This window comes from Paenibacillus germinis, assembly GCF_013141785.1.
In the GTDB taxonomy this organism is placed as follows: Bacteria; Bacillota; Bacilli; order Paenibacillales; family NBRC-103111; genus Paenibacillus_E; species Paenibacillus_E phytorum.
Map to the genome: position 1 here is coordinate 570323 of NZ_WHOC01000019.1, position 23627 is coordinate 593949.

The following is a 23627-nucleotide window of genomic DNA, read 5'->3' on the forward strand; positions in this document are numbered from 1 at the left end:
CTTTCCACCACATTTGAATCAATATTCGCTAAAAATAAAAGAAATCCTGCTTTGAGAGCAGGATTTTCAAAATTATTTTCAATTTTAGGTCTATTCTGCGTCTTTTGTTCCTTGTTTCTCATCTTCAAGTGCGTTTAAAGAAGCATTTTGATCTTTGAGTTGTAATCGCATCTCTTGCAGTTGTTTATTTCTTTTGCGTCTGAATACCCAGATCGGTACGCCAATCAATAGGCCAATGATGAGAATCGGAAATGCAGCTGCAAGGAAAACGAGAATACCTTGCATAACAGCAACTAGTACATTTAGGCTAGAATTCCATGCTTTTTGAATGCGATCCTCTAGTGTTAACTTATGAGGATCAGATAGCAGCGGCTTATTACCCGTTTGCTGGTACATACGAAGCTCAATCGTCGAGAACGAGACATTTTGATCCAAATACCTTATCCGACCTTTTATCTGTTCAATCGCTTCTTGTACCTTGGATAGTTCGTTTGAGAAAGCAAGCAGCTCATCTGTTTTTGAAGCCTTCTCCATAAAGCCTAATAATCTCGTTTCAACCATTTGTTTTGCTTTGAGGCGTGAATTAAGATCCACATACTCCTCCGTCACGTCTTGTCCCTGTACGTTCCTTTGAAGTGATGGACTCATCTTCTCTAAGCCATCTAGCAAGGAGACAAACCCGTTTGCTGCGACTTTGATTGTATATGTCCCGCCCCGTTCCCCCGTATTTGCATTCTCCGAGAATTGCAGAATGTAAGCCCCACTAAGCGCTACCAGGTCACGGAGGGCTGTCTGAGCTTTGCTGTAGTCCTCTACAGGCATAACCAAGTTAGCACGGTAGATTAACTTACGATTAAACCCCGCTGCTTCATCGCTTCCCGTTGCTGGCATGACCGTGATCGGCGCGTTTTTTACGTCAGTAGGCGCTATTTCTGCCGTTCCCTCTTTCCCTTTGGATGAGGCATCTGCGCTGCTTGTTTTCCCTCCAGCAGCTGCAGCAGGAGCCGCGGACTTAGCGTCAATTGACTTTGCAGATTCTGCCTTCAAAGTGTCGCTTGTCGCAGCCATTTTCATTTCTTTCGATGATGATGCTGACGACTCGTCCTTTGCAGCGCTACAGCCTGATAATATACTAATTACTAGCATACACGTCGCTAGCAGGAAAGAAATTTTCCGTACTAGCCTATTCCTTTTTGTTTTATTAGCCGCAATACTGCTGTGCATGAACCTACCGTTCTCTTTGCTTTTAATGACCCCCATCTTGCCATCCCCTCGCTACCAAATATAGGTTATACACCCTATAAACGGGGGTTAAGTTGGAAAGGTTGCAAGTCACTGAGTCAATTCAACAAATAATTACTTGATAAATTCAACCCTATATTGAACACTCAAGAAGATTCTGTCGAGGGACCTCGCAGAGCTTCTCACGCATTTACGCGCCACTTTCGAGCTCATCTCAGCAGCCACCTAGCGAAAACTCGGTTTCTGAGCCTATTTGCCACACCGCAGCCAATAGCAAATCCTTTGTACCGCAATCGCTGCGAAAAAAGTAAAAAGCCTTCCAGTCCACTTTAAAAGTGGTCTGAAAGGCTCTTCAAGGCTTTTGAGGGTTCTCAAAAGCTCCCTAAAATCTTAATGCTCCGCCCAGCTATCCAGGTACATCTTCTGCTCTTCTGTCAACGAGTCAATACTAGTACCAAGAGATTCCAACTTGAATCGAGCAACTTGCTCATCCAGCACATAAGGTACATTGACAACAGTTTTGCCTAATTTCTTGTACTCATCATTTACATATTTAAGTGACATAGCTTGCAGCGCAAATGTCATATCCATAATTTCAGCCGGATGACCATCGCCTGCTGCTAAGTTAACCAGACGTCCTTCAGCAAGTATGTATACTTTACGACCGTCCGTCAGTTGGTATTCTTCAATATTGCGTCTTACTGTACGCTTAGAAGAAGACATTGCTTCAAGTTCCGGTTTGTTTACTTCAACGTCAAAGTGGCCTGCATTCGATAGAATCGCGCCATCTTTCATTACTTTGTAGTGCTCTCCGCGGATCACATCACGATTACCCGTAACCGTTACGAAGAAATCGCCCAATTTCGCCGCTTCCAGCATTGGCATTACAGCAAAGCCATCCATGTAGGCTTCGACACCTTTAATTGCATCAATTTCTGTCACGATTACATTCGCGCCCAAACCTTTAGCACGCATTGCCACACCTTTACCACACCAGCCATAACCAACAACAACAACTGTTTTACCAGCTACAACCAAGTTGGTTGTTCGGTTGATGCCATCCCAAACGGATTGACCCGTACCATAACGATTATCGAACAAGTATTTACAGAAAGCATCGTTAACTGCGACCATTGGGAATTCAAGTTTACCTTCTTTCTCCATCGCTTTCAGACGAAGAATACCAGTTGTTGTTTCTTCAGCTCCGCCGCGAACTTGTACAGCCAAATCTTTACGTTCAGAATGAAGAATAGAAACCAAATCGCCACCATCATCAATGATCAGGTCAGGCTTCGTTTCGAGCGCTTTAATCAGTAGCTCTTTATATTCTTCCGGACTCGGATTGTATTTCGCAAAAACAGTGATACCATCCTCAACAAGTGCTGCACAAACGTCATCTTGTGTAGATAGCGGATTGCTGCCCGTAATCGTTACTTCAGCTCCACCGGCTTTTACTACTTTGGCTAAATAAGCTGTTTTCGCTTCTAAATGCAAGGAAATAGCCACTTTCAATCCTTTAAAAGGCTGTTCCTTCTCAAATTGCTCACGAATACGATTCAAAACAGGCATGTGCGCCTGGACCCAATCAATTTTCAAATGACCTTCCGGTGCTAGGGTTATATCAGCAACAATACTCTTTTCTACAGTTGTCATGTTCGTTTCCTCCTACAAATAATAAATACGATGCAAACCGTCAACAGGAATCGGCGTCTCAATTAAATCTCGAAGCCATTCATTCCCATACCGATTCATATAAGCACACCCATTATACACTCTTTCTTGCGGCTTGGCGAACGGTAATATCGTTAGTCTTATGCGTTCTAATTGTCGCAACGCCGCATCGAATTGCGTCTTATATGCTTCTCCTGCTTTATTACGTAAGAATTCGATTTGCTCGAGGATTTTCACCAAATTTGTTTCTCCCAGCTTTTTAACCCCGGGGTTGATCGCAGCTAGAGATTCCACAAGAGGTGCGTAGTTCACACTGAATTCCGATTTTATAGCATCGAACCGCTCATTTAATTGCAATGTATCTTGCGCATCCAGCCATTCTTGCTTCTTGTTCTCAAAGCGCTCAAGCACGTCCTCAAATGTAAAACCATATTTGTTCATTTGCTTCTGAACTGTACCCTCGATCAAAGTAAACTCCATGCGCGGTGCAATGATCGGCATTTTCATGCCAAACTGTTCGAACGCATGCTTCGTCAGCGACCAATAAGCAATCTCACCAGGTCCTAACACAGTAGCGAGAACAGGGAATAGAAATTCTTGCATTAGAGGCCGCGACATCACGTTGTTGCTCAAATTCTCAGGTGTTGTTAATGCTAAATCTTGAAGCTGCTGTTTAGTATAACTGTGGTCCTTCTTCTTATCTGTAAATAGTTCACCTTCACGATGCAAGAGCAGCCGCTGTCCATCTGCAAATATAAACAAATTAGCTCCGTCGCTGCTTATTTCAGCTTGACTCTCATATCCCGCTTGCTGGGCTTCATCCTGACTCTTCTGTAACGATCCCGAGTATGCTTCATTCTGAAGGATTAGCTTCTCAAACATGGACGATTCCAAAGCTCGTAAGGAAGGTTCATCGGAGTCTATAAGAACAAGCCCGTATTCCCCAAAGAGGATAGCCATCCAGCGAGCAAAAGCATCGGATAATGTTGCCCCATCCTCTGTTGTTACCTCCAGCTTAGCGAATAGCGAAGCTTTAAACTCTGTATCCATCAGGGATTGATCTAACGCCGCCAATGCCTCTTTCCATGCTTCAGGTTCAAGAGGCAGCCTACTGACGGATGTACGTCGTCCTGTCGGATGATCAACCTTGATTTTCTCAATTTGCTGAGCATTCGATAACGTATAAGTATGGTTCACTTCATCGAAGTCATGATCCTCACCGGCGATCCAAAAAATCGGCACAACCGGACGTTGTAATTTCCCACTCCATTCACGAGCCAGTTGAACAATGCTTATGGCTTTGTACAGAACAAGCAGAGAACCGCCAAACAACCCGGCTTGCTGGCCCCCCACAATCGCAAGTGTATCCTTATCAGCCAGTGACGAGATATGATCAAATGCAGCCTGTGTATTTCCTATTCTCTCGTTATATTTTTCCAAGACTTGCACCAAGCGCCTTCGATCAACTTGCGGTGAAGTCTTTACTTCGTCTAACCATTGAACCCGGGACCGCCAGTCCTCCAAGTTTCCGAAGTGGTAAGGAAATAAAGCTTTAGCTTTATCTGTCTGAGCTATGTAATCTTCCGCTAACTTCTGATTTTTCTTCCAATGAAAAGTTTCCATTTGCATATGCGACTAGTGTCTCCTCTTCATACCAAATAAAACGACTATTCTTTGATTGTACACGTAAGGTTCGCAATCGTCAAAACTGTATTTTTAATAATTACAATTGAACATTAAAAAGCCGCCCCCAACGGGGGCGGCTGAACAATCTTAATACAAATGACAAGCTACGAAGTGATTTGGTTCCACTTCTTTTGATGGTGGCATCGACTCCGCACACTGCGGCATTGCTTGCGGACAGCGCGTACGGAACGGACATCCACTAGGCGGATTAAGCGGACTTGGTACATCACCTTGAAGAATGATGCGCTCACGTGTACGCTCAATTTCCGGATCTGGGATCGGAATCGCAGAAAGCAACGACTGTGTGTAAGGATGAAGCGGCTTCGCGTAAAGAGCATCAGACGTCGTCACCTCAACGAGGTTACCCAGGTACATAACACCGATACGATCAGAAATATGCTTAACCATCGCCAAATCATGCGCGATAAACAAGTAAGTCAAGCCCATTTCCTTCTGTAATCTCTTGAACAAGTTAACAACCTGTGCTTGTACGGAAACGTCCAATGCAGAGATCGGCTCATCCGCAATAATAAATTTCGGCTCAATCGCTAGCGCACGGGCAATCCCGATACGTTGACGCTGACCACCAGAAAATTCATGCGGGAAACGGTTGGCATGCTCATCGTTCAAACCAACGGCGCGAAGCAATTCCATCACGCGTTCTTTACGTTTAGGACCTTTGTACAAACCATGAATATCAATACCTTCAGCAATGATATTTCCAACCGTCATACGAGGGTTCAAAGAAGCGTAAGGATCTTGGAATACCATTTGCATATTCCGATTAAAGTCTTTCAGCTTCTTCCCCTTCAACTTATGAACATCTTCACCGTCGAAAATAACTTCACCTTCTGTTGCATCATAAAGCTTGATAATCGTTCTACCCGCTGTCGATTTCCCACATCCGGATTCCCCTACGAGACCAAATGTTTCACCCCGGTTAATTTCTATAGAGAAATTGTCAACAGCTTTCAATATTTTACCGTTGCCAAGATTAAAATGCTTCTTCATGTTACGAATTTGTAAGATCGGTTGATTAGATTTAGACATGTTGATGACCCCCCACTCCTACAGGACGTTCAACCTTCGGTGCATCTGGGTGCAGCAACCAGCAAGCGGCACTGTGTGTCTCAGAAAGCGACGTATGCTCTGGATCTTCTTCCAAACAATGATTCATAGCATATGGACATCTGGCTGCAAAAGCACACCCTTTTGGAGGTGCGAATAGATCTGGTGGCGTACCTGGAATAGGTACAAGCTCTTCATTACTATTCGTATCCAAACGCGGCACCGAACGAAGCAAGCCCCATGTATATGGATGCTGCGGCTCGTAGAAAATTTCATCTACTGTACCTTGCTCAATAATTTTCCCAGCGTACATAACGACAACACGTTGAGCCATATCAGCCACGACACCAAGGTCATGCGTAATTAAGATAATAGATGAGTCCGTTTTAACAGAGATCGTCTTCATCAAATCAATGATTTGCGCCTGGATCGTCACATCAAGAGCTGTTGTTGGCTCATCTGCGATAAGGAGCTTAGGCGAACAAGCAAGTGCGATTGCAATCATAACACGCTGACGCATACCACCGGAGAGCTCATGCGGATATTGATGAATTCGGCCTTCTGGGGAATTAATCCCTACAAGCTTGAGAATTTCAATTGCTTTCTCTGTTGCAGCCTTTTTGCTTAAGCCTTCATGCTTGATCAAACCTTCTGTGATTTGATCGCCGACTTTCATCGTCGGATTCAAAGAAGTCATCGGATCCTGGAAAATCATACCCATTTCGGATCCACGAATTTTCTCCATTTGTTTGTTGGAAAGCTTGGTAATATCCAATTTCCCGTCAAACATGATAGAACCGCTTTTTATATAGCTAGGCGGAGTAGGAATTAAACGCATGAGCGTTTGTGCCGTAACGGACTTACCGCAGCCGGATTCACCTACAATCGCCAACACTTCACCTTTTTTCAAAGAAAAAGATACGCCGCGAACAGCTTGAACTTCCCCCGCATATGTCCGGAAAGAAACTCTCAAATCTTTTACTTCAAGTAAATTGTTATTGGTGCTCATCATTATTCACCCCTTCTTACTTGCGCATTTTTGGATCAAGCGCATCACGAAGCCCGTCGCCGAGTAAATTGAAGCTTAACAAAATTAAGCTGAAAATAATAGTCGGGAAAATAAGGCGATGCGGATATAACCGGATATAGTTGGCGCCGTCAGATAGCAAGTTACCCAGCGATGCGAGCGGCGGTTTAACACCAAGACCAATGAAGCTAAGGAACGCTTCAGTAAAGATAGCAGCCGGGACAACAAATGTAATTTGCACGATGATGATACCTAACGCATTAGGAATCAAGCTGCGCATAATAATTCTCATTGGAGATGCACCAAGTGTACGAGATGCAAGCACAAACTCTTGCTCTTTCAACGTTAGCATTTGACCACGCACCAACCGTGCCATTGGTACCCATCCCGTTATGGCCATAGCCAAAATAATAGATGGAATACCAGAACCGATAACCATAATGAGTAGAATGGCGATTAGCAAGAAAGGAATCGCATATACGATTTCAATCGTACGCTGCATCACTTCATCGACTTTCCCGCCATAGTAGGCAGAAATACCACCATAAATAACACCAATAACTAAATCAATTATAGCTGCGATAATCCCAATGAATAATGAGATACGTGTTCCCCACCATACACGGGTCCACAAATCGCGGCCGAAGTCGTCTGTACCGAACCAGTGTTCTCCACTTGGCCCCACATTTTTTACTTTTAAGTTTTGCGTCTGATAATCGTAGCTTGAAACAAAAGGCACAATAATCGCAAACACGATCAAAGCAACCAATATAATTAAGCCAGCCATAGCCAGTCTATTTTTCTTAAGTCGTCTCCAAGCGTCCTGCCAATAATTGAGCGAAGGTCTAACAATTTTTTCGCCAGTTAAAGATTTATTTGAAACGGGAGCAAACTTGTAGTTATTCTCTGTTGATTGATTTGGAGTTTGCATTGATTATTTCCCGCCTTTCCCAAGACGAATTCTAGGGTCTACAAAGCCATACACTACGTCTGTGATAAATATTACTAAGATAAGAATACTTGAGTAGAAAATGGTTAATCCAGAAATCATTGTGTAGTCATTAGAATAAACCGATGTTACAAAGTGTTTACCCAAACCTGGCACAGAGAAAATTTGTTCAACAACTAGCGTTCCAGTGATGACGTTTACAAATATTGGACCTATTATTGTGATAACCGGTAAAATAGCATTTCTTATCGTATGCTTAACAACAACTGTAAAATTGGTTAAACCTTTGGATTTAGCTGTCTTAATGTAATCTTGATTCAGAACGTCCAACATGGATGTACGCATCAAACGTGCCAAGATAGCAATGGTTCCAAATGACAGCGCAAGCGATGGTAAAATACGATAACTTGGACCTTTCCATAATCCTGCAGGGAGAATGCCCCATTTAACGCCGATATAATATGAAAGCAATGGACCAAGAACAAATGATGGGATAGATACACCCAGAATCGCAATAAACATTGCTGTGTAATCGCCTGCTTTATTATGCTTCAAAGAGGCAATAATTCCTAAAGCAAGACCTACAACTATAGCAATAACAATTGAGATCAACCCAAGTTCTAGTGAAGAAGGAAATGCTTGTTTGATAATATCAGTAACTTTGTGAGCAGGGAATTGATAGGAAGCTCCTAGATCGCCATGGATGATATTGTTCATGAAAGTCAGGTACTGTTCCCATAATGGCTTATCTAAACCGTATTGCTTCATCAGCATCTCTTTCGTCGCTTTAGGAATCCGTTCAGAGCCTTCTCCTAGTGGATTACCTGGTAAGTTTTTCATCAATACGAATGTAAATGATGCAATAAGCCATAACGTAATAAGCGCATATAAGAAACGGCGAAGAATGAACTTAACCATATTGCTCCTCCTTTATTAAAATTAACTGCTTAGAAATTTAGAAGAGGCCGCTCCCACGAGGTGCGAACGGCCCCTTCTTGTTACAACTTAGTATAAAACATAGATTACTTAATAGTAACCCATTTCAGTTCCCATTCTTGGCCGAATGATGGAAGAATCAAACCGTTAACTGTCGGTTTTTTCAAGTAAGCGCGAGTACGGAAGTAAAGTGGTGTTACACCTTGATCATCCATCAAGATTTTCTCAGCTTCAACCAATGCTTTGGAACGCTTGGTAGCATCTGTTTCTGTTTGAGCTTGCTTAACTAAAGCATCATATTGCGTGTTGCTGTAGTCGCCTTCATCAAACTCTCCGCCAGTTACCCACATATCCAAGAACGTCATTGGATCGTTGTAATCTGCGCCCCATAGGGAAAGAACCATTTCGAAGTCTTTTTTGGAAGACAACTCGATACGAAGTGCATGTGGAACTGGGTTCGCTTCTGCTTCGTATCCAAGGTTTTGTTTCCATTGCGCAAGGATGAACTCAAGTGATTTTTTCGCAGTTTCCGTATCATCAGCGTTTACTTTCATTTTTGGAAGAGCTGTCAAGCCAGCTTCTTTCAGACCTTCAGCAAGCAATTGTTTCGCTTTGGCTGCATCGAACTTCGGTTGAGTTTCGCCAGCAGTTTTACGGAATTCGCCACCAGCACCATCAGAAGTACCTCCAGGAACTAAACCTGTGGATGCTACAGAACCGTTAGCAAGAACTGTATCAACATAAGCTTGGCGATCAATTGCCATACCTAAAGCTTGACGGATTTTCTTGTTAGCCAGTGCTGGAACTTTTTTCGTTTGGTACATGATGTAAGAGTTAGTCAACTCAGGCTTAGGCACGTTGTCCGGTTTACCTGCATAAAGTTTTAGCTGATCGCGATTGATTTCAGCCAAATCAGCTGCATCTGTTTCATATAGGTTAAGTCCTGTGTTTGTATCTTTAACGATGTTGATCGTAGCTTTTGAAAGCTTAACGTTAGCAGCATCCCAATATTTTTCGTTTTTAACAAGTTCAAGTGTTTGACCATGATCCCATTTGCTTAAAGTAAACGGACCAGCACCAATAACTTTGTCAACTTCAGCGCCATATTTGTCACCAGCTTTAGTAACGAAATCTTCTCTTTGCGGGAAGAAAGTTGCGAAAGCAAGCAATTGAGTGAAGAAAGCAACTGGTTTTTCAAGTTTAATTTCAAGTTGTTTATCGCTGATTGCTTTTACGCCAAGAGCATCTTGAGCTTTTTTCACATCTTCAGGAGTTTTAGCTTTCGTTACAGCTTCTCCGCCTTTGATCCAAGCAACGATAAAACTATATTGCCCTTTAGTAGCTGGATCTAATGTACGTTTGAAGGAATAAACGAAATCTTGTGCTTTAACTGGCTGACCATCCGACCAGTTCGCGTTGTCACGAATGTCGATCGTATACGTTAGTCCATCAGCAGAAATTTTAGGAGCATCTTTTGCAAGTCCAGGAGTCGCTTTGCCGTCTTTGTCAGTACGATAAAGACCTTCGTTAAATGCGCTTAAGAATGTGAAAGCAGCATTAGCTGTTGCTTTGGAGTTATCCATAACAGGTGGCTCTGCTGTAAAGTTGATTTTAATTTCTTGCGGTTTGTTAGAGGCAGGAGCAGCTGTACCTTTAGTATCCCCAGTAGGAGATGCAGATGGTTCCTCTTTTTTGGCACAACCTATTGCCACACTACCCATAAGCGTTAATGCTACTGCTGTAGAAACCCATTTCGTCGCTTTCATATAAACTCCTCCTTTAAAATATGTATCTAAACATCTATGGTTAGGTGTTTTGATAGTTTCACTAACATGAACCTTACACCTTGTACCCAAAAATAAATGAAACCGCTTCACACATGTCAGTATATCTGACTCGAACCTCTGGTAAAAAAATTTACTAGACTCTACGCAAGGAATTATAACATATTACTATGCTTTGTCCAGAACTAATTTTACTTTAATTCACCTTTGATAAAATTTTAATTCACCCATGTTAAAATAATATGAAGAAAAAGGTCCTTTACGGTTTCTAATTATACAACCATCGGTCAATAAAATCTAGACGGATTTCATTGTTATTTTCTACAATTCTCAAATAAATATTACAAACATATGCTAAAAATTAATTTATTCACATTATTTCCACAAAATTGTGTTGCCTAGGTAGAAAATATATAATTTTTCCCGATATGCAGGAAAAACAGCAGGATGTAAAGAGCTGATAGACCCAGAAAACTAAGTCTCCATACTACCCTGCTTACCTTTAATAATTCGGTTTTCCCCTTCAAATGCGTCTGATAACCACCGATGATCCCAAAAGCGATGAGCAGCACGAGCGCAATTAGCCAGAAACCAAAATTCGTATGAAATAATTGATTCCACATCAAAGAAACAGAGCCTAGCAGAAATAACGTCGTCACGTCCATGGTAAGTCTTGTTGTCATCTTCTTATCTCTAAGAAAAACAAAGACTAGAAACCACATAAGGATAAACGTAATAAACGGCGCCACTGCTAAGACCGCATATATCGTAGATATCCAACTGGCTAGCACATTCATCATTAAGAATCACCTACTTATTCTAGGGCTTTCACTAATTGGTACACGGTTTGGTGAGTCGGAATCTCAAGTTTTAATTCTTTTGCCATTTTTACTAGGCTTCCGTTAATATGATCAATCTCGGTTCGTCGGGACTGTTCAATATCCTGAAGCATAGATGAATGGTTTAAGCTAGTGGCTTCACAGACGCTAAGCAGCGTGTCCCATAGCTCATCAGGCAGTAAAATCCCCTTGGCGGTCGCCACCATACGAGTTTCTTGATAAAGGTCATTCATGAGTGAGCGCGTCCAGGGTGAAAGCAGCAGATCTCCGTTCTTTACACGTAAAATTGCTGTAAGCGGATTAATTACTGCATTTATCGTCAGCTTGCTCCAAATCCTTACATCCATGTTCTTCGACATCTTTGTATGAAATCCTGCCTTCTCAAGCATCTCAACTAACAAAATATGTATTGAATCTACAAAATGATCAGAATCTTCAGATGTTCCTATATAACTGATACCATGGCCTGTGTGAGTAACCGCCGTTAAGCCCTCTCGTCTAGCCCCTTCCGTCGTCACAGCGAGCAGCAAGCGATCCCGCCCCAACTCCTCACTTAACCTCTCTTCGTGCCCTATTCCATTCTGGAAACTTATTAAGTAGGTGTCTTTTGACATTAGAGACTTCAAATTGTTGATTAGTTCTTGTGTAATTGCAGGCTGTTTGACCATGAGAAATATGTAATCAAAATGATGTAAAGACGATTTAGCCGTTTCTGCCTCTTCTATATAATAGCGGAAATCTATGACCCCACCATGAGTAGTCCTAATTGCTTCTGCAGTTCCAACCAACTCGATCCCCTTCTGATCTAGCTTATCTGCTTGTTCTATCGTTCTTGCAATGACAGTCATATGTTCACAAAAAGCAGACAACTTAGCAGCAAATAGCAGTCCTAAGGAGCCTGCACCTATAATCATAATGCGCATCTCATGTCCCCCCCTTTACATACAATTCCCATTATACAACAAAAAAGCCCCAGTCCAAGGGCTCTCCTTGTTCTGAAGCTTCTATATGTAAGGACCGACGGAAACTCATTCTACTCTTTCCAGGTTACCATTCGCATCCATCTTGAACCGTGGCTTCTCCTCTTCCTCTTCTTCAACAAGGAAGGCCATTTTCCTAGCACGATCCATAATTTGAATCAATGCTTTATAATCATCATTCACAACACGATAATCCGTCTCAACCTCATTAACTTGTTTATTCAACTTGTTGTTTTCTCTGCCAAGTCTATCTAGTTCGTCCTCTTTGTCTTGCAGCTCTTTTTCCAAATTTTTAATATGACGATTCATATCTTGGTACGTGTTTCTCCATTGTCTTAGAAACCGGATCACAGCATCAATTGATAATGTCTCTTCCGTGAATGTCTCTACTTTGCCCGTAGACAACTCAGGTCCATCCAGCAATCCAATGGAAGAAGAACCAGAAATCGAGACGGCCGCATGCTTTTTGAGCTGAGTTCTCTTCTGGCGCTGCGCTTTAGCAATCTGAATGGCCGCTTCATATTTTTTCCTTACAAAACTGTTCCATCGAAATCCACATGCTGCTGCTGTACGCCCTATGCGCTCTCCAACCTCTTCGAATGCAGATAATTGTGTACTTCCCTCTCGTATGTGACGCAGTGTCACTTCCGCTAAGATTAAGTCGTCTTCATCGCTCCAAGCATCTTGTCTAATTGCTGACATATGGTCAAACCTCCTAACATAATATAGGGATCTTTGGCGTAGACAAAGTCTCACCTATTGGGGATGCATCATAATAAAGAATCAATTCGTAGAGAGCAGGGATAAATTGATTCGTGCCATTATTATTATTTCTATGCCCATACTAGAGTTCATAGAATCTATTTGATACTAAATGGTATTGCCAAATTTTTTGTCACTCATACATGGGATCCCGATAAAAAGGCATACTACTACTATCTGATGAAATGTTTTCAATTTCGTCACCGTTTGACGGTTTACACCGCTCATTTCAAACGGTATAATGTGTTGTAGTTAAAGTGCAACGTGGTATGAGAGGGGGATGTTACGAGAATGGATCGCATGTTTCGGGTTCTAGGTTTTTGGACACTTGTTATCGCACTAATGAGCTTAGCTGGCGATATGATACCTATGTCTCTGATTTTCTTTTTTCAAACTGCCGTATTCGTCATTCTAGGCTATATGCGCTTGTCAGAACGAACTTACATATTGTTGTTCTGGGGATATATGATTATTTCCTTCAGCGGATTTACGTATTGGTCATTTTTCAAAATGTCTGTCTAAACCCCACAACAATAACAACAAGCAAAAAGGTGAACCGACTGTTTCTCAGCGGTTCACCTTTTTTTCATTGATACGAGAATGCTTACTTGCGACGAACACTTTGAACAGCTCACTCATTTGATCGCTTAGGAGTAACTGCCTAATTGAGCGGTTCCGCTTGGACACTTCACTGAAAGGGTTCGTATCATAGTGGTCTTGAAGCCTTTGTAATATCCCTTGCTCCACCAGAAACTCCCTTTGTGTCTGAAGTTGGCAGTCAGTAAATCCACTCTGCCTCGCAGCTAATTGGCAAGAAGTGAAATTAACATGCGATGTCATATCCTGCTCACCCTGGTGGATGAAGGGGTCATCCTGAGCTTGATGTTTGCGATAGCACATTAATGTTCCATTATAGCGGTGAGGAGCGAATAGTTCTTCTGCTGTATCGCCATAATCAATGATCATGCAGCTCCCGGTTCGGATCCGTTCAGCTACACGTGAGACCCAACTCTCAGCTTCAAGGTTTATCTCCCCTATTTGACCATCCAACCATTGAACTTTGGAACGTTCTAGAAAATCTAATATACGTTGCGAGCTAATAGGACGCCAAATTTCTTGAAAAATTTGCTCCTCCTCTTGCCATTTCACATAGGACTCCTGAAAAAGCAAATCTTTATAGCGAATTCGGTGGATTGGGAAAGCATCCAATAGTTCATTCGCAAGAACATAAATCTGATCCTCCGGCGTCTGAGCCAACCATTCTGCTTCACTTGTGAATTGAATAACTTGGTCATACCCTTCAAGCATTGATCGCTGCTGCTGACGATGGTAAGCACTTGATTCAATGATTGTATAGGTTAAACGAGCATAAACGGCGGGTTCATTTCGCTTTATTTCGCCCAATATATGAAGAGCCATTCGCCCGTTACCCCCTCCCCATTCAACGACATGAACGGGTTCTGTATGAGGACTTTCAATATTCAGCTGCTTACAAATAAATGATGCTACCATTTCCCCCATCACTGAACCAATGGAGGAACTTGTATAGAAATCTCCCTGTTTACCGATTTTCGGCCTCTCATTGCGATAATACCCATACGGTTCGCTGTAAAGACAAATTTCCATATAGTCTCTGAAGGTGATGGCTTGAAAATCTGCTGACTGAATGGCCTCTTTTAAGGCTGTCACAACACTTGGGTGTCCGAGCTGATGATTCAATGAAGAACCCTCCAATTCTTTACTTAAAGACAAAACATAAGGAAACCATTATAATGAAGAAGGATTTATGGAAGGAGAGACAGAAAAGCATGTCAAAGAAGTGGATTACCTTAACAGCGGTAACGGCGATCAGCCTAATATCGTTGACAGCTTGTACAGACAACACGAAGGTCAAAGAAGCACTCGAACAATCACTAAATAAACAAAAAGAGATGAAATCTTACACCTTCGATGGGAGCACAACATTAGCCATAAGCGATGGATTGATGAAATCGTCCAACCCTTTAACTAACGGGCTGTTATCTTTGGTCAGAGAAAGCACAATCGATTGGAAGGGCATTAGCAATGTGGAGCCACTTCAGTTCCAGACGGACTTGAAAATAACACCTAAGGGCTCTACATCCCCTTTTGAGATTCCAATTCTCATTAAAGATAGCAAATTGTATTTTAATATGCCAGCATTAAATAAAACACCTGACGAGTACTATGCAATCGATCTACAAAAAATGAGTCAGAACAGTACTAGTCCCTTAACCGTAGACGCCTTGAAAAATACTTCTCAATTGTCAACGACACTTGGTAATCTTATATTTAGCGGGATTGATCCAAAATGGTATAAAGAAGCTAAGGAACCGGTTAAGCTGAAAGACGGCTCTTCCGCCAAATCCATTAGCGTCGAACTCACCAGTAAAAATGAAAAAGAATTGAATACCCTGATGCAAACAAAACTTCCAGAGTTTTTTGGGTACTTACAAAGTAATGGATTCCTTACAGCCGATAAAGCCGAACAACTCAAAAAAAATCAAGCAAATAACTTACAGCTCAAAGCTCCGGGTAAAATGGTAGTCGCCATTGATGATACTGGCTTTATTCGTGACCAAACAATTGATGTAGGATTCACAGTAACAGTTGATGGCAAAGCACAGGATAACCATATCCTTCTTCACCAAACCTACGACGCTATCAATCAAGCTTCTCCGTTAACGAAAGAAATACCGAAAAACGTTAAAAGCTTCGATGAAATCCTTAAATTAATTACACCGGCAAAAAAATAGATATAAGGCAAAATACTTACCTCTTCCCCAGAGGTAAGTATTTTTTTGTGCTTCATTTAATAGAAATATGATAATCTGTTCTTAGGGGGAGAATTCGTTCAATGACATATAAATTCGTAGCTATGATGTTGTCTATTCTATTGCTTACTCAAATAACACTACCACTTCATACAATCTCAGCCGAGGAAAAGACCCCTACACAAGACGAAGCCAAGGATCTCGTCCAAAAAGGGCTTACCATTTTCGAAATCGACAAAGAAGTGGGCCGATTAAATGAACAAGATGCAAGCATCGTTGCTCAAATCAAACAAAATGAACTAGATATCATCAAGCAGAACAGCAATGTTGAAAACACCCGAAAACACGCAGGAAAAGTGCTGAGAGCTTATTATACAGGGGATCGAGATTCGATCTGGATGCTGCTGTTTACCGTTAGTTCCTTTACGGATGCATTGCGAATGTTTGAGTATCTGCAAATGATTATTAGTAATGATCATCGCGCCTTATCAGCTTTCACCGAATCGTTTAAGAAATTGAAAAGCCTGCGAACCGAACTTGATTCTTCGCGCGTCGAGCTCCAGAAAACGAAAGAGAAATTCCTCACACAGCGTGAGAGACTCGTAAAGCTTCAAGAAGAGCTGGACAAACAACTAGCCGTCAGTGCACAAGCACAAGTCATAGAAGCCCAAATAAAAAGCTTAAATGAGCAATGGAAACAAGAAGGTATCCCATTATTCCGCGAGTACTTAAATAGTCTATCATCCGCTTTTCGAGAGCTGCCACAGTATGTAACGAAAGAAAATAAATTCATGGACTTATCTTCCATCAAAAACCCGGTCATAACGATTAGTGATACGGATTTCAATGCTTACCTTCATTCAAAAAATGAACTTTTACAGAATTTGAATTTTGAATTTGCCGATGGGTCGATCATTGCAAAAGGTAAAAAAGATCAAGTGCAAATCGCGTTGGAAGGAATGTTTTTATTGAAAGAACATCCCGACATGAATGAAGTCCGCTTCGTTGTGGATAAACTTGAATTCAATGGCTTCCAGCTGCCTGACACCACAATTGAAGACTTTATGAAAGAATTCCAGCTTGGTTTCATCCCGAAAAAAATCGTCAATTATCTCGATGTCGTTAGTGTAGAGACGAAGAACGGTATCGCAGTTGTAAAACTCAAATTATCCCTGTAAAGTATCATAGGATAACGAAGTAAAGTGAGGACTACGAATGGAACCGAAAATTGGTCTGATGATGGATCTGCCCGAAGGAAAAATACCTGGATTTTACGCGCAAATCGTTAAAGCTCTCGCAGGTAAAGTTGAATTATTTGACCGCGACAAAGAAATGCTTATTGTCAGCAATGAAGAGCAACAGCTTGCAGCGCTCGATGTTATGTCTCATTTCAATATTGAGACGAACCTGATGCAGCTTCGGCTGCTGCCGGATGACGCTGAATTGACTGATCTATTTAGCGATTATGGTTTTACAAGCCGCGCAGAGCACAATTATTTATACGATAAGCTTGTCGTACAATTCCGATTTACGGCAGATAGCCCCCAAGCTGAAGTCGACCAAGCTGCCCTTCAGATCGAAGAGCACTTGCTCGCTCAGTACCAAGCTCAGGATCGTACTGTGTACATCGTGGATCGGCAGCTCGAAGAGCTCATGCAGGGTATTGCCAAAGCTTATCGATGCCGCATCGAGATGCTGCCTTAGAACTAACAAAGAAGCCCACATCCCCTTATCGGAGGTGTGGGCTTCTTTGAATTTATCAGAGCAGATCGGCTGCTAATTGCGCTAAATGCGAGCGTTCGCCACGTTCCAGTGTGATATGCCCACTAATACCTTCCTGCTTGAAGCGTTCAACCACATAAGTTAATCCATTACTCGATGCATCGAGATATGGATGATCGATTTGGTCTGGATCACCTAGAAGCACAATTTTACTGCCCTCTCCCACGCGGGAAACGATCGTTTTCACCTCATGCTTAGATAAGTTCTGCGCCTCATCAATAATGATGAATTGGCCAGGAATCGAACGTCCGCGGATGTACGTCAGAGCTTCGACTTGAATACTACCGAGACCCGCTAGTATTTTTTCAATGTCTCCCGGTTTTTTGGTATCGAATAAATATTCCAAATTATCATAGATCGGCTGCATCCAGGGACGCAGCTTTTCATCTTTTTCACCAGGCAGATAACCAATATCCTTGCCCATTGGAACAACAGGTCGAGCAATTAGCAATTTTTTATATTTACGATCATCCTCAATCTTCATAAGGCCCGCTGCTAACGTGAGCAGCGTCTTACCTGTACCCGCTTTCCCAGTCAGGGTGACGAGCGGGATGTCGTCATTGAGCAGGAGCTCAAGAGCCATTCGTTGCTGCGCATTACGCGCGGCAATCCCCCAAATGGGATCATTACTCATGTAGAGCGGCTCCAGCTTTTTGGCATCGGGCGTCACTTTCAATAAAGCCGATTTGGAAGAACCCAGCTCATCCCGCAAAATGACAAATTCGTGAGGATGCAGCATATAGCCCAAATTAAGCGATGTCACTGTCAAGAAACGATAAGAATAAAACTCATCAATGATAGAAGGATGTACAAATAGCGTTATATATCCCGTGTACATATCCGTTTGTGCAACAATGCGATCGGTTAAATAATCTTGTGCAGGTATACCGAGGACATCTGCTTTAATACGAACTAATGTATCTTTACTCACGATAACGACAGGTCTCGGAAATTCATTAGCCTGCTCTTCTAGATGATAGTTGAGCGCGACCGCGAGAATTCGGTTATCGTTCGTTAATTCTGCAAATGTATCCTGCAGCTTCGCAAAGCTGCGATGGTTGAGTTCCACTTTAATGCTGCCGCCACGATCGAGTGTGATGCCATCGGACAAGTTACCTTTGGTCCTTAGTCCATCCAGCAACCTCGAAACATGTCTCGCATTACGGCCAATTTCGTCCGCATTTCGTTTCTTAGAATCGATTTCCTCCAACACCACGGCGGGTATGACTACTTCATTATCTTCGAACGCGAATAATGCATTAGGGTCCTGAAGCAGAACATTGGTATCCAACACGTAAATTTTTTTCATTGGTGTGTCCCCTCCCAGATTTGGCGTTAGATCATTGGTTATATGAAATACATACAACCTAGCTGTGCCGGACAAACTAAACGCGAGATTCAGGAAAGAAAGGAACGATTCAAGTGAGACTATTGTGCGTAGTTATAGTAATACTGACCCTCGCGGCTGGCTGTAGTCAAGCGCCGAAAAGTGGTGCCCCCTCTCAATATCCGAATCAAAATCAAGTAAAAGTTCAACAAATCGCCCCACAAAAGCTCGAGATAAAAGATTCTAAGGCAGTTGCAGAACATTTGGAAAACTTAGCCACAAGCGTCCCTCAGGTTGAAAGCGCACACTGCGTTGTCTTCGGTAATACCGCAGTTGTAGGCATCAACATTAAGAAAGATTTGGATCGAGCCAAAGTCGGCACCGTTAAGTACTCGGTAGCTGAAGCGCTCAAGAAAGATCCGTACGGAGTTAATGCCATTGTTACCGCAGATTTGGACTTAGATCAACGCTTACGCAACATTCGGGATAACATCCAAGCAGGAAGACCGATTACCGGATTCGCTGAGCAAATGGCAGATATCATGGGCCGTGTAATGCCTCAGCTGCCGCGCGATATTCGCAATATGCCAGACAATGCGGGACCTAAAGGTGCGAATCAGGCGGAAATTCCGAACCCTTAATCCACTGAAGATAACAAAAAGCCTGACTGCATACGCAGATCTAGGCTTTTTTTATCGCATCAAAAACTCGGCCGACTGGATTTACAGTGACTCGGCTTACACAAGTTTTCTCATATTCAGGCTCGGTCATCATTTGGGCGCGATCCATCCATTGCTTCGGTAAAGCTGTGTTGTGTTCAGCCATATCGCTTGCGCCTCCTACTAGGTGGTTGAAAACGCTCCTTACACTTACAGTATAGCATAGCCGGTGGCAAGCGTTCCACCCTTATGTATCTATTTTCAAATCATGAGAACACTCCTTTTTCAGCCAGATATACCTTAGTGTACGTCGGTTTAAAAAAGTTATGTCGTCAACATGAACGTCTATTGATTATTGTAAATCGGATTCGAATTAATATCATCAAGCAGCTTTTCCGCCGATTCACGATCAAAACTTTGTTTACTCTTGATACTTTCTTGTTCATAGGCGATGTGAATTTTCATCCGATCCGATTCGTCCACAATTTCCATATGACTGACCCCATGATCTTCACGCAAAATAAGCGCAAAAAAATCAAGCGTCTCTTTGGCCGCTTCGTCATCCGGCCTTGCTTGACTTACAATATGCATTTGCAGCCAATTAAAAAAGGCGTCTTGCAGTTTCATTTTAACGCCCATCCTCTCTAAGTAAAATAACATCGCAGCCTAATTCCAGCCAACGAAGCCATTGATTTTTCCAAATGATATGCTGGGCATCTAAAGCGCTGTCATCAAGCGATGACACCAATTCCAAAGCTTCCTTTCGATTCAGGAGACGATCTAGAAAGGCTTCTGCACAATGAGATAAATGAAAAGGGTCACCATTAAATACAACGGCGTCAGAATGCGCTAAATCAAGTTCTACGAGCTCTGAACCACATATCTCTTCATCGTCACTTAACAACAGACTAGCTTTAAACATAGATAGTAATCTGGGGTGTCTCCCATTCGCCAATTCACGGAAAGTTTCCAGCTTTGTGAGCGGAGAGCAGTCCAAGCGATCAGCCCCCAACACCAGAGGAGAATAGCCCACAATCGGTGTTAACCAGTATCGAGTCATTCGCCCCTCCTAAAAGTTTTCGTGAGAAAACTAGCTTCGTAAGCTTAACTTGAGTTTTACTTTAGCAAAACTAACATCGTAAGCATATTCCTTATTAAGTTGGTCTATTGCCGCTTCTTTTCTCGATGAAATAACGAATTCGCACCAGAAACATTAACGATATGGCAACAGTCAGGCAGAGTACGATAGGTAGTCCTACAATTTGAAAAACAAGTAGCATAACCGATCCAATGGCCAGCAGGACATAGATGATAGCTGTCTTGAGAACCGGCAATTTGCGCGTCTTGAAAACTTTGTTATACACATAAGACATAAATATAAAGATTAACAGATAAGTGATGTACAGGTGATTTCCAAACCACTCGTTCAAGGCAGTCAAAACATACACTCCATTTCATTCAAAAAGTAAAGTCAATTATCATTATCCCTCATAATTACAAATAAATAAAGGGAAATGCGGCATTGCAGCCCACATTTCCCATATTTAGAACACTTTGTGAATTACACGTTAGCTTCAGCTGTTTTGCGGTGTTTCTCAGCACGCTCGCGCTCGCTTTTGTTCAAAATCTTTTTACGAATACGAACGGATTTCGGTGTGATTTCACAATATTCATCATCGTTCAAATACTCAAGCGCTTGCTCCAAAGAGTACATGCGAGGAGTTTTCATTTTTACAGTTTCTTCTTTGTTCGCGGAACGGATGTTGTTTACCGCTTTTTCTTTACAGATGTTAACGATGATATCATTGTCGCGCGTATGCTCACCAACGACCATGCCTTCGTAAACTTCCGTTTGTGGATGAACGAACAAGATACCGCGATCTTCAACGGAAAGGATTCCATATAAAGTAGATACGCCAGATTCGCTGGAAACAAGTACGCCTTCGTGACGTCCGCCAACACCAGCTCCTTGGTATGGACCATAGCTGTCAAAAGCATGGTTCATAATACCGTAGCCGCGAGTCAACGTTAAGAAGTTCGTTCTGTAACCGATCAAACCACGTGCAGGGATTAAAAACTCAAGACGAACGTTACCGCTGCCGTTGTTGATCATGTTGACCATCTCGGCTTTACGGGAACCTAAGCTCTCCATAACGGAACCCATGCTGTCTTCTGGAACGTCGATGATTAAACGCTCAATCGGCTCCATTTTTTGACCGTCGATTTGACGAATGATAACTTCTGGTTTGGAAACTTGCAATTCAAAGCCTTCACGGCGCATGTTTTCAATCAAAATACCTAAGTGAAGCTCACCGCGGCCTGATACTACGAAAGCATCCGGGCTATCCGTATCTTCAACGCGCAAACTAACGTCTGTTTCAAGTTCTTTGTAAAGACGCTCGCGAATTTTACGGGATGTTACCCATTTCCCTTCGCGCCCTGCGAATGGTGAGTTATTTACGATAAATGTCATTTGCAGCGTTGGCTCATCAATTTTCAAGACTGGCAATGCTTCCGGATTCGCAGGATCTGCTACCGTTTCACCAATATTGATATCTTTGATACCTGCAATGGCAATAATGTCCCCTGCAGCTGCTTCTTCGATCTCAATACGTTTCAAGCCTGTGAAGCCGAAAAGTTTCTCGATTCTTGCTTGCTTCTGACCGCCTTCACGCGTCATAACAGCAACAGTCTGACCTTGACGGATTTTACCACGGTTCACACGGCCTACGCCGATACGACCCAAGTACTCATTGTAATCCATCAATGTAACAAGGAACTGAAGCGGTTGATCCACATCTTCTGTTGGAGCTGGGATGTGACTAACAATCGTTTCATAAATAGCTTCCATGTTGTCATCTTGTTTCTCAGCATCAAGACTTGATGTACCTTGTAATGCGGAAGCATATACAACGTGGAAATCAAGCTGCTCATCCGTAGCACCTAGTTCAATGAAAAGATCAAGAACTTCGTCAACAACTTCTTGAGGACGAGCGTTTGGACGGTCAATTTTGTTAACAACAACAACTGGAGAAAGGTTGCTTTCTAATGCTTTACGTAGAACGAACTTCGTTTGCGGCATGGTGCCTTCGAAAGCATCAACAACCAACAAAACGCCGTCTACCATTTTCATGATACGCTCTACTTCACCACCGAAATCGGCATGTCCAGGTGTATCCACAATGTTAATCAGGTAGTCTTTATAATTAATTGCTGTATTTTTTGCAAGAATGGTAATACCGCGTTCTCTCTCGAGATCGTTGGAGTCCATCGCTCTTTCTTGAATAGCCTCGTTATCGCGGAATGTTCCGGATTGTTGAAGTAATTTATCTACGAGTGTCGTTTTACCGTGGTCAACGTGTGCGATAATTGCAATATTGCGAATCTTGTCTCTTGCGTGCATGAATGTCAAACCCTCTCTACCCTATAATTTTCGTCTCTGTTCATAAAACAAGCGTCGGACGAAAGCGCCGACGCTTGACATTTACACTTATTATACGCAGTTTCTCGACATTATGCAAGGTAAATGCGGCTCTACATAAAACTTTTACAAGTAAATGCCTGAAATTACCACACATTTCGCTTGCGGAAAATCATGACAAGTCCAGCTACCACAAGGATCAAAGCGATTACATAGATCCCTAAATGAATTAGTAGAGTTAACCCGAAAAATACAGCTGAAATGATTCCCAGCACCATAGCACCTATCAAAACACCACGATCACTTCCACGATCGAAAAGGTGCATCTCATACAATCCGATGGCTACACCAAGAATGAATCCCGGCCATAAATAGCTCATTGAACCCCAACCAAATATATTGCAGTAAAAGAACATTATTGCGTAAGTCGTTAATATACCTCCAGGTACAAGAACGCCTGCGGGCAGTGACCGATTAAAAAAGAATACGTGGAACAGCAGCCCAGGAATGAGTAAGACTAGCGGCCAAAAGAACGAAAGAAGAACATGGAAAAAACCTAATTTACCAAGAAGCAATAGGGCGGCCAGGCCAATTAACAGGATACCAATGGAGTAGCTATTTCTAGCCATTCAAATCCCCTCCTAATTCACTTGTCACTAAGGGATCAACTTCGACACCCTTCAACAAATAGTTTATCGTACC

24 protein-coding genes are annotated in these 23627 nt (G+C 42.4%); 5 read left to right on the forward strand and 19 right to left on the reverse strand.

What is annotated here, in order from left to right; genetic code table 11:
* Window positions 1-90: 90 nt before the first annotated feature.
* From GC102_RS05045 to GC102_RS05095, 11 genes are all read right to left on the reverse strand, one after another.
* Window positions 91-1260, reverse strand: coding sequence for a DUF4349 domain-containing protein (locus GC102_RS05045; RefSeq protein ID WP_171688445.1), 1170 nt, complete (start codon window positions 1258-1260; stop codon window positions 91-93).
* 372 nt (window positions 1261-1632) lie between these two features.
* The gene (locus GC102_RS05050) at window positions 1633-2895 is read right to left on the reverse strand and encodes an adenosylhomocysteinase (protein ID WP_047672343.1); all 1263 of its coding nucleotides are present in this window, start codon (window positions 2893-2895) and stop codon (window positions 1633-1635) included.
* Between the two features lie 12 nt (window positions 2896-2907).
* Window positions 2908-4542 carry a bacillithiol biosynthesis cysteine-adding enzyme BshC gene (gene bshC / locus GC102_RS05055; protein ID WP_171688446.1) on the reverse strand — a complete coding sequence of 545 codons (1635 nt, stop codon included), beginning with the start codon at window positions 4540-4542 and terminating at the stop codon, window positions 2908-2910.
* A 144-nt stretch (window positions 4543-4686) separates the two neighbouring features.
* Window positions 4687-5649, reverse strand: a complete 963-nt coding sequence (locus GC102_RS05060) for an ABC transporter ATP-binding protein (protein WP_171688447.1) — start codon at window positions 5647-5649, stop codon at window positions 4687-4689.
* Window positions 5642-6679 carry an ABC transporter ATP-binding protein gene (locus GC102_RS05065; protein ID WP_281367623.1) on the reverse strand — a complete coding sequence of 346 codons (1038 nt, stop codon included), beginning with the start codon at window positions 6677-6679 and terminating at the stop codon, window positions 5642-5644. The genes GC102_RS05060 and GC102_RS05065 overlap by 8 nt, the downstream gene beginning before the upstream one ends.
* Before the next feature lie 13 nt (window positions 6680-6692).
* On the reverse strand, window positions 6693-7625 hold the full coding sequence (locus GC102_RS05070) for an ABC transporter permease (protein ID WP_171688448.1): 933 nt from the start codon (window positions 7623-7625) through the stop codon (window positions 6693-6695).
* A 3-nt stretch (window positions 7626-7628) separates the two neighbouring features.
* Entirely contained in the window at window positions 7629-8561 is a 933-nt protein-coding gene (locus tag GC102_RS05075) for an ABC transporter permease (protein WP_171688449.1), read from the reverse strand.
* A gap of 104 nt (window positions 8562-8665) precedes the next feature.
* The gene (locus GC102_RS05080) at window positions 8666-10345 is read right to left on the reverse strand and encodes a peptide ABC transporter substrate-binding protein (protein ID WP_171688450.1); all 1680 of its coding nucleotides are present in this window, start codon (window positions 10343-10345) and stop codon (window positions 8666-8668) included.
* Window positions 10346-10761: 416 nt separating this feature from the next.
* Window positions 10762-11163 carry a DUF3397 domain-containing protein gene (locus GC102_RS05085; protein WP_171688451.1) on the reverse strand — a complete coding sequence of 134 codons (402 nt, stop codon included), beginning with the start codon at window positions 11161-11163 and terminating at the stop codon, window positions 10762-10764.
* 14 nt (window positions 11164-11177) lie between these two features.
* Window positions 11178-12125 carry a ketopantoate reductase family protein gene (locus GC102_RS05090; RefSeq protein WP_171688452.1) on the reverse strand — a complete coding sequence of 316 codons (948 nt, stop codon included), beginning with the start codon at window positions 12123-12125 and terminating at the stop codon, window positions 11178-11180.
* A 105-nt stretch (window positions 12126-12230) separates the two neighbouring features.
* Entirely contained in the window at window positions 12231-12884 is a 654-nt protein-coding gene (locus GC102_RS05095) for an RsfA family transcriptional regulator (RefSeq protein WP_171648365.1), read from the reverse strand.
* 351 nt (window positions 12885-13235) lie between these two features.
* Between GC102_RS05095 and GC102_RS05100 the strand changes: the two genes are divergently transcribed.
* A complete protein-coding gene (locus GC102_RS05100) occupies window positions 13236-13466 on the forward strand; it encodes a DUF2626 domain-containing protein (RefSeq protein ID WP_029196536.1) in 231 nt (76 codons plus the stop codon).
* Window positions 13467-13511: 45 nt separating this feature from the next.
* Here GC102_RS05100 and GC102_RS05105 read toward each other — a convergent pair whose 3' ends face one another.
* Window positions 13512-14663, reverse strand: a complete 1152-nt coding sequence (locus GC102_RS05105) for a class I SAM-dependent methyltransferase (protein WP_171688453.1) — start codon at window positions 14661-14663, stop codon at window positions 13512-13514.
* An 89-nt stretch (window positions 14664-14752) separates the two neighbouring features.
* Here GC102_RS05105 and GC102_RS05110 point away from each other — a divergent pair, with 89 nt between their 5' ends.
* The 3 genes from GC102_RS05110 to GC102_RS05120 all read left to right on the forward strand — a co-directional run bounded on the left by GC102_RS05110 (window position 14753) and on the right by GC102_RS05120 (window position 17440).
* Window positions 14753-15718 (forward strand): hypothetical protein, encoded by a 966-nt coding sequence (locus GC102_RS05110; protein WP_171688454.1) that lies wholly within the window; start codon window positions 14753-14755, stop codon window positions 15716-15718.
* Window positions 15719-15819: 101 nt separating this feature from the next.
* Window positions 15820-16914, forward strand: coding sequence for a coiled-coil domain-containing protein (locus GC102_RS05115; RefSeq protein WP_171688455.1), 1095 nt, complete (start codon window positions 15820-15822; stop codon window positions 16912-16914).
* 37 nt (window positions 16915-16951) lie between these two features.
* Window positions 16952-17440 (forward strand): hypothetical protein, encoded by a 489-nt coding sequence (locus tag GC102_RS05120; protein ID WP_171688456.1) that lies wholly within the window; start codon window positions 16952-16954, stop codon window positions 17438-17440.
* A gap of 55 nt (window positions 17441-17495) precedes the next feature.
* Here the strand turns inward: GC102_RS05120 and GC102_RS05125 are convergent, their stop codons facing one another.
* Window positions 17496-18827 carry a PhoH family protein gene (locus GC102_RS05125; protein ID WP_171688457.1) on the reverse strand — a complete coding sequence of 444 codons (1332 nt, stop codon included), beginning with the start codon at window positions 18825-18827 and terminating at the stop codon, window positions 17496-17498.
* Window positions 18828-18940: 113 nt separating this feature from the next.
* Between GC102_RS05125 and GC102_RS05130 the strand changes: the two genes are divergently transcribed.
* Window positions 18941-19486, forward strand: coding sequence for a YhcN/YlaJ family sporulation lipoprotein (locus tag GC102_RS05130; protein WP_171688458.1), 546 nt, complete (start codon window positions 18941-18943; stop codon window positions 19484-19486).
* Between the two features lie 40 nt (window positions 19487-19526).
* Here the strand turns inward: GC102_RS05130 and GC102_RS05135 are convergent, their stop codons facing one another.
* From GC102_RS05135 to GC102_RS05160, 6 genes are all read right to left on the reverse strand, one after another.
* Entirely contained in the window at window positions 19527-19670 is a 144-nt protein-coding gene (locus GC102_RS05135; protein ID WP_171688459.1) for a hypothetical protein, read from the reverse strand.
* Window positions 19671-19849: 179 nt separating this feature from the next.
* On the reverse strand, window positions 19850-20131 hold the full coding sequence (locus GC102_RS05140) for a hypothetical protein (RefSeq protein ID WP_171688460.1): 282 nt from the start codon (window positions 20129-20131) through the stop codon (window positions 19850-19852).
* Window position 20132: 1 nt separating this feature from the next.
* Window positions 20133-20564: a hypothetical protein gene (locus tag GC102_RS05145; protein ID WP_171688461.1), complete on the reverse strand. Its 432-nt coding sequence runs from the start codon at window positions 20562-20564 to the stop codon at window positions 20133-20135.
* 94 nt (window positions 20565-20658) lie between these two features.
* Window positions 20659-20934: a YlaH-like family protein gene (locus GC102_RS05150; RefSeq protein ID WP_171649060.1), complete on the reverse strand. Its 276-nt coding sequence runs from the start codon at window positions 20932-20934 to the stop codon at window positions 20659-20661.
* 131 nt (window positions 20935-21065) lie between these two features.
* Window positions 21066-22907, reverse strand: coding sequence for a translational GTPase TypA (gene typA / locus GC102_RS05155; RefSeq protein WP_171648346.1), 1842 nt, complete (start codon window positions 22905-22907; stop codon window positions 21066-21068).
* A 164-nt stretch (window positions 22908-23071) separates the two neighbouring features.
* Window positions 23072-23554 carry a hypothetical protein gene (locus GC102_RS05160; protein WP_171688462.1) on the reverse strand — a complete coding sequence of 161 codons (483 nt, stop codon included), beginning with the start codon at window positions 23552-23554 and terminating at the stop codon, window positions 23072-23074.
* Window positions 23555-23627: the final 73 nt, after the last annotated feature.

Bases quoted from the DNA above. Each gene is read 5' to 3' on its own strand.
- GC102_RS05045 (WP_171688445.1), bottom strand. From the start codon at position 1,260: ATGGGGGTCATTAAAAGCAAAGAGAACGGTAGGTTCATGCACAGCAGT.
- GC102_RS05050 (WP_047672343.1), bottom strand. From the start codon at position 2,895: ATGACAACTGTAGAAAAGAGTATTGTTGCTGATATAACCCTAGCACCG.
- bshC (WP_171688446.1), bottom strand. From the start codon at position 4,542: ATGCAAATGGAAACTTTTCATTGGAAGAAAAATCAGAAGTTAGCGGAA.
- GC102_RS05060 (WP_171688447.1), bottom strand. From the start codon at position 5,649: ATGTCTAAATCTAATCAACCGATCTTACAAATTCGTAACATGAAGAAG.
- GC102_RS05065 (WP_281367623.1), bottom strand. From the start codon at position 6,679: ATGATGAGCACCAATAACAATTTACTTGAAGTAAAAGATTTGAGAGTT.
- GC102_RS05070 (WP_171688448.1), bottom strand. From the start codon at position 7,625: ATGCAAACTCCAAATCAATCAACAGAGAATAACTACAAGTTTGCTCCC.
- GC102_RS05075 (WP_171688449.1), bottom strand. From the start codon at position 8,561: ATGGTTAAGTTCATTCTTCGCCGTTTCTTATATGCGCTTATTACGTTA.
- GC102_RS05080 (WP_171688450.1), bottom strand. From the start codon at position 10,345: ATGAAAGCGACGAAATGGGTTTCTACAGCAGTAGCATTAACGCTTATG.
- GC102_RS05085 (WP_171688451.1), bottom strand. From the start codon at position 11,163: ATGATGAATGTGCTAGCCAGTTGGATATCTACGATATATGCGGTCTTA.
- GC102_RS05090 (WP_171688452.1), bottom strand. From the start codon at position 12,125: ATGCGCATTATGATTATAGGTGCAGGCTCCTTAGGACTGCTATTTGCT.
- GC102_RS05095 (WP_171648365.1), bottom strand. From the start codon at position 12,884: ATGTCAGCAATTAGACAAGATGCTTGGAGCGATGAAGACGACTTAATC.
- GC102_RS05100 (WP_029196536.1), top strand. From the start codon at position 13,236: ATGGATCGCATGTTTCGGGTTCTAGGTTTTTGGACACTTGTTATCGCA.
- GC102_RS05110 (WP_171688454.1), top strand. From the start codon at position 14,753: ATGTCAAAGAAGTGGATTACCTTAACAGCGGTAACGGCGATCAGCCTA.
- GC102_RS05115 (WP_171688455.1), top strand. From the start codon at position 15,820: ATGACATATAAATTCGTAGCTATGATGTTGTCTATTCTATTGCTTACT.
- GC102_RS05120 (WP_171688456.1), top strand. From the start codon at position 16,952: ATGGAACCGAAAATTGGTCTGATGATGGATCTGCCCGAAGGAAAAATA.
- GC102_RS05125 (WP_171688457.1), bottom strand. From the start codon at position 18,827: ATGAAAAAAATTTACGTGTTGGATACCAATGTTCTGCTTCAGGACCCT.
- GC102_RS05135 (WP_171688459.1), bottom strand. From the start codon at position 19,670: ATGGCTGAACACAACACAGCTTTACCGAAGCAATGGATGGATCGCGCC.
- GC102_RS05140 (WP_171688460.1), bottom strand. From the start codon at position 20,131: ATGAAACTGCAAGACGCCTTTTTTAATTGGCTGCAAATGCATATTGTA.
- GC102_RS05145 (WP_171688461.1), bottom strand. From the start codon at position 20,564: ATGACTCGATACTGGTTAACACCGATTGTGGGCTATTCTCCTCTGGTG.
- typA (WP_171648346.1), bottom strand. From the start codon at position 22,907: ATGCACGCAAGAGACAAGATTCGCAATATTGCAATTATCGCACACGTT.
- GC102_RS05160 (WP_171688462.1), bottom strand. From the start codon at position 23,554: ATGGCTAGAAATAGCTACTCCATTGGTATCCTGTTAATTGGCCTGGCC.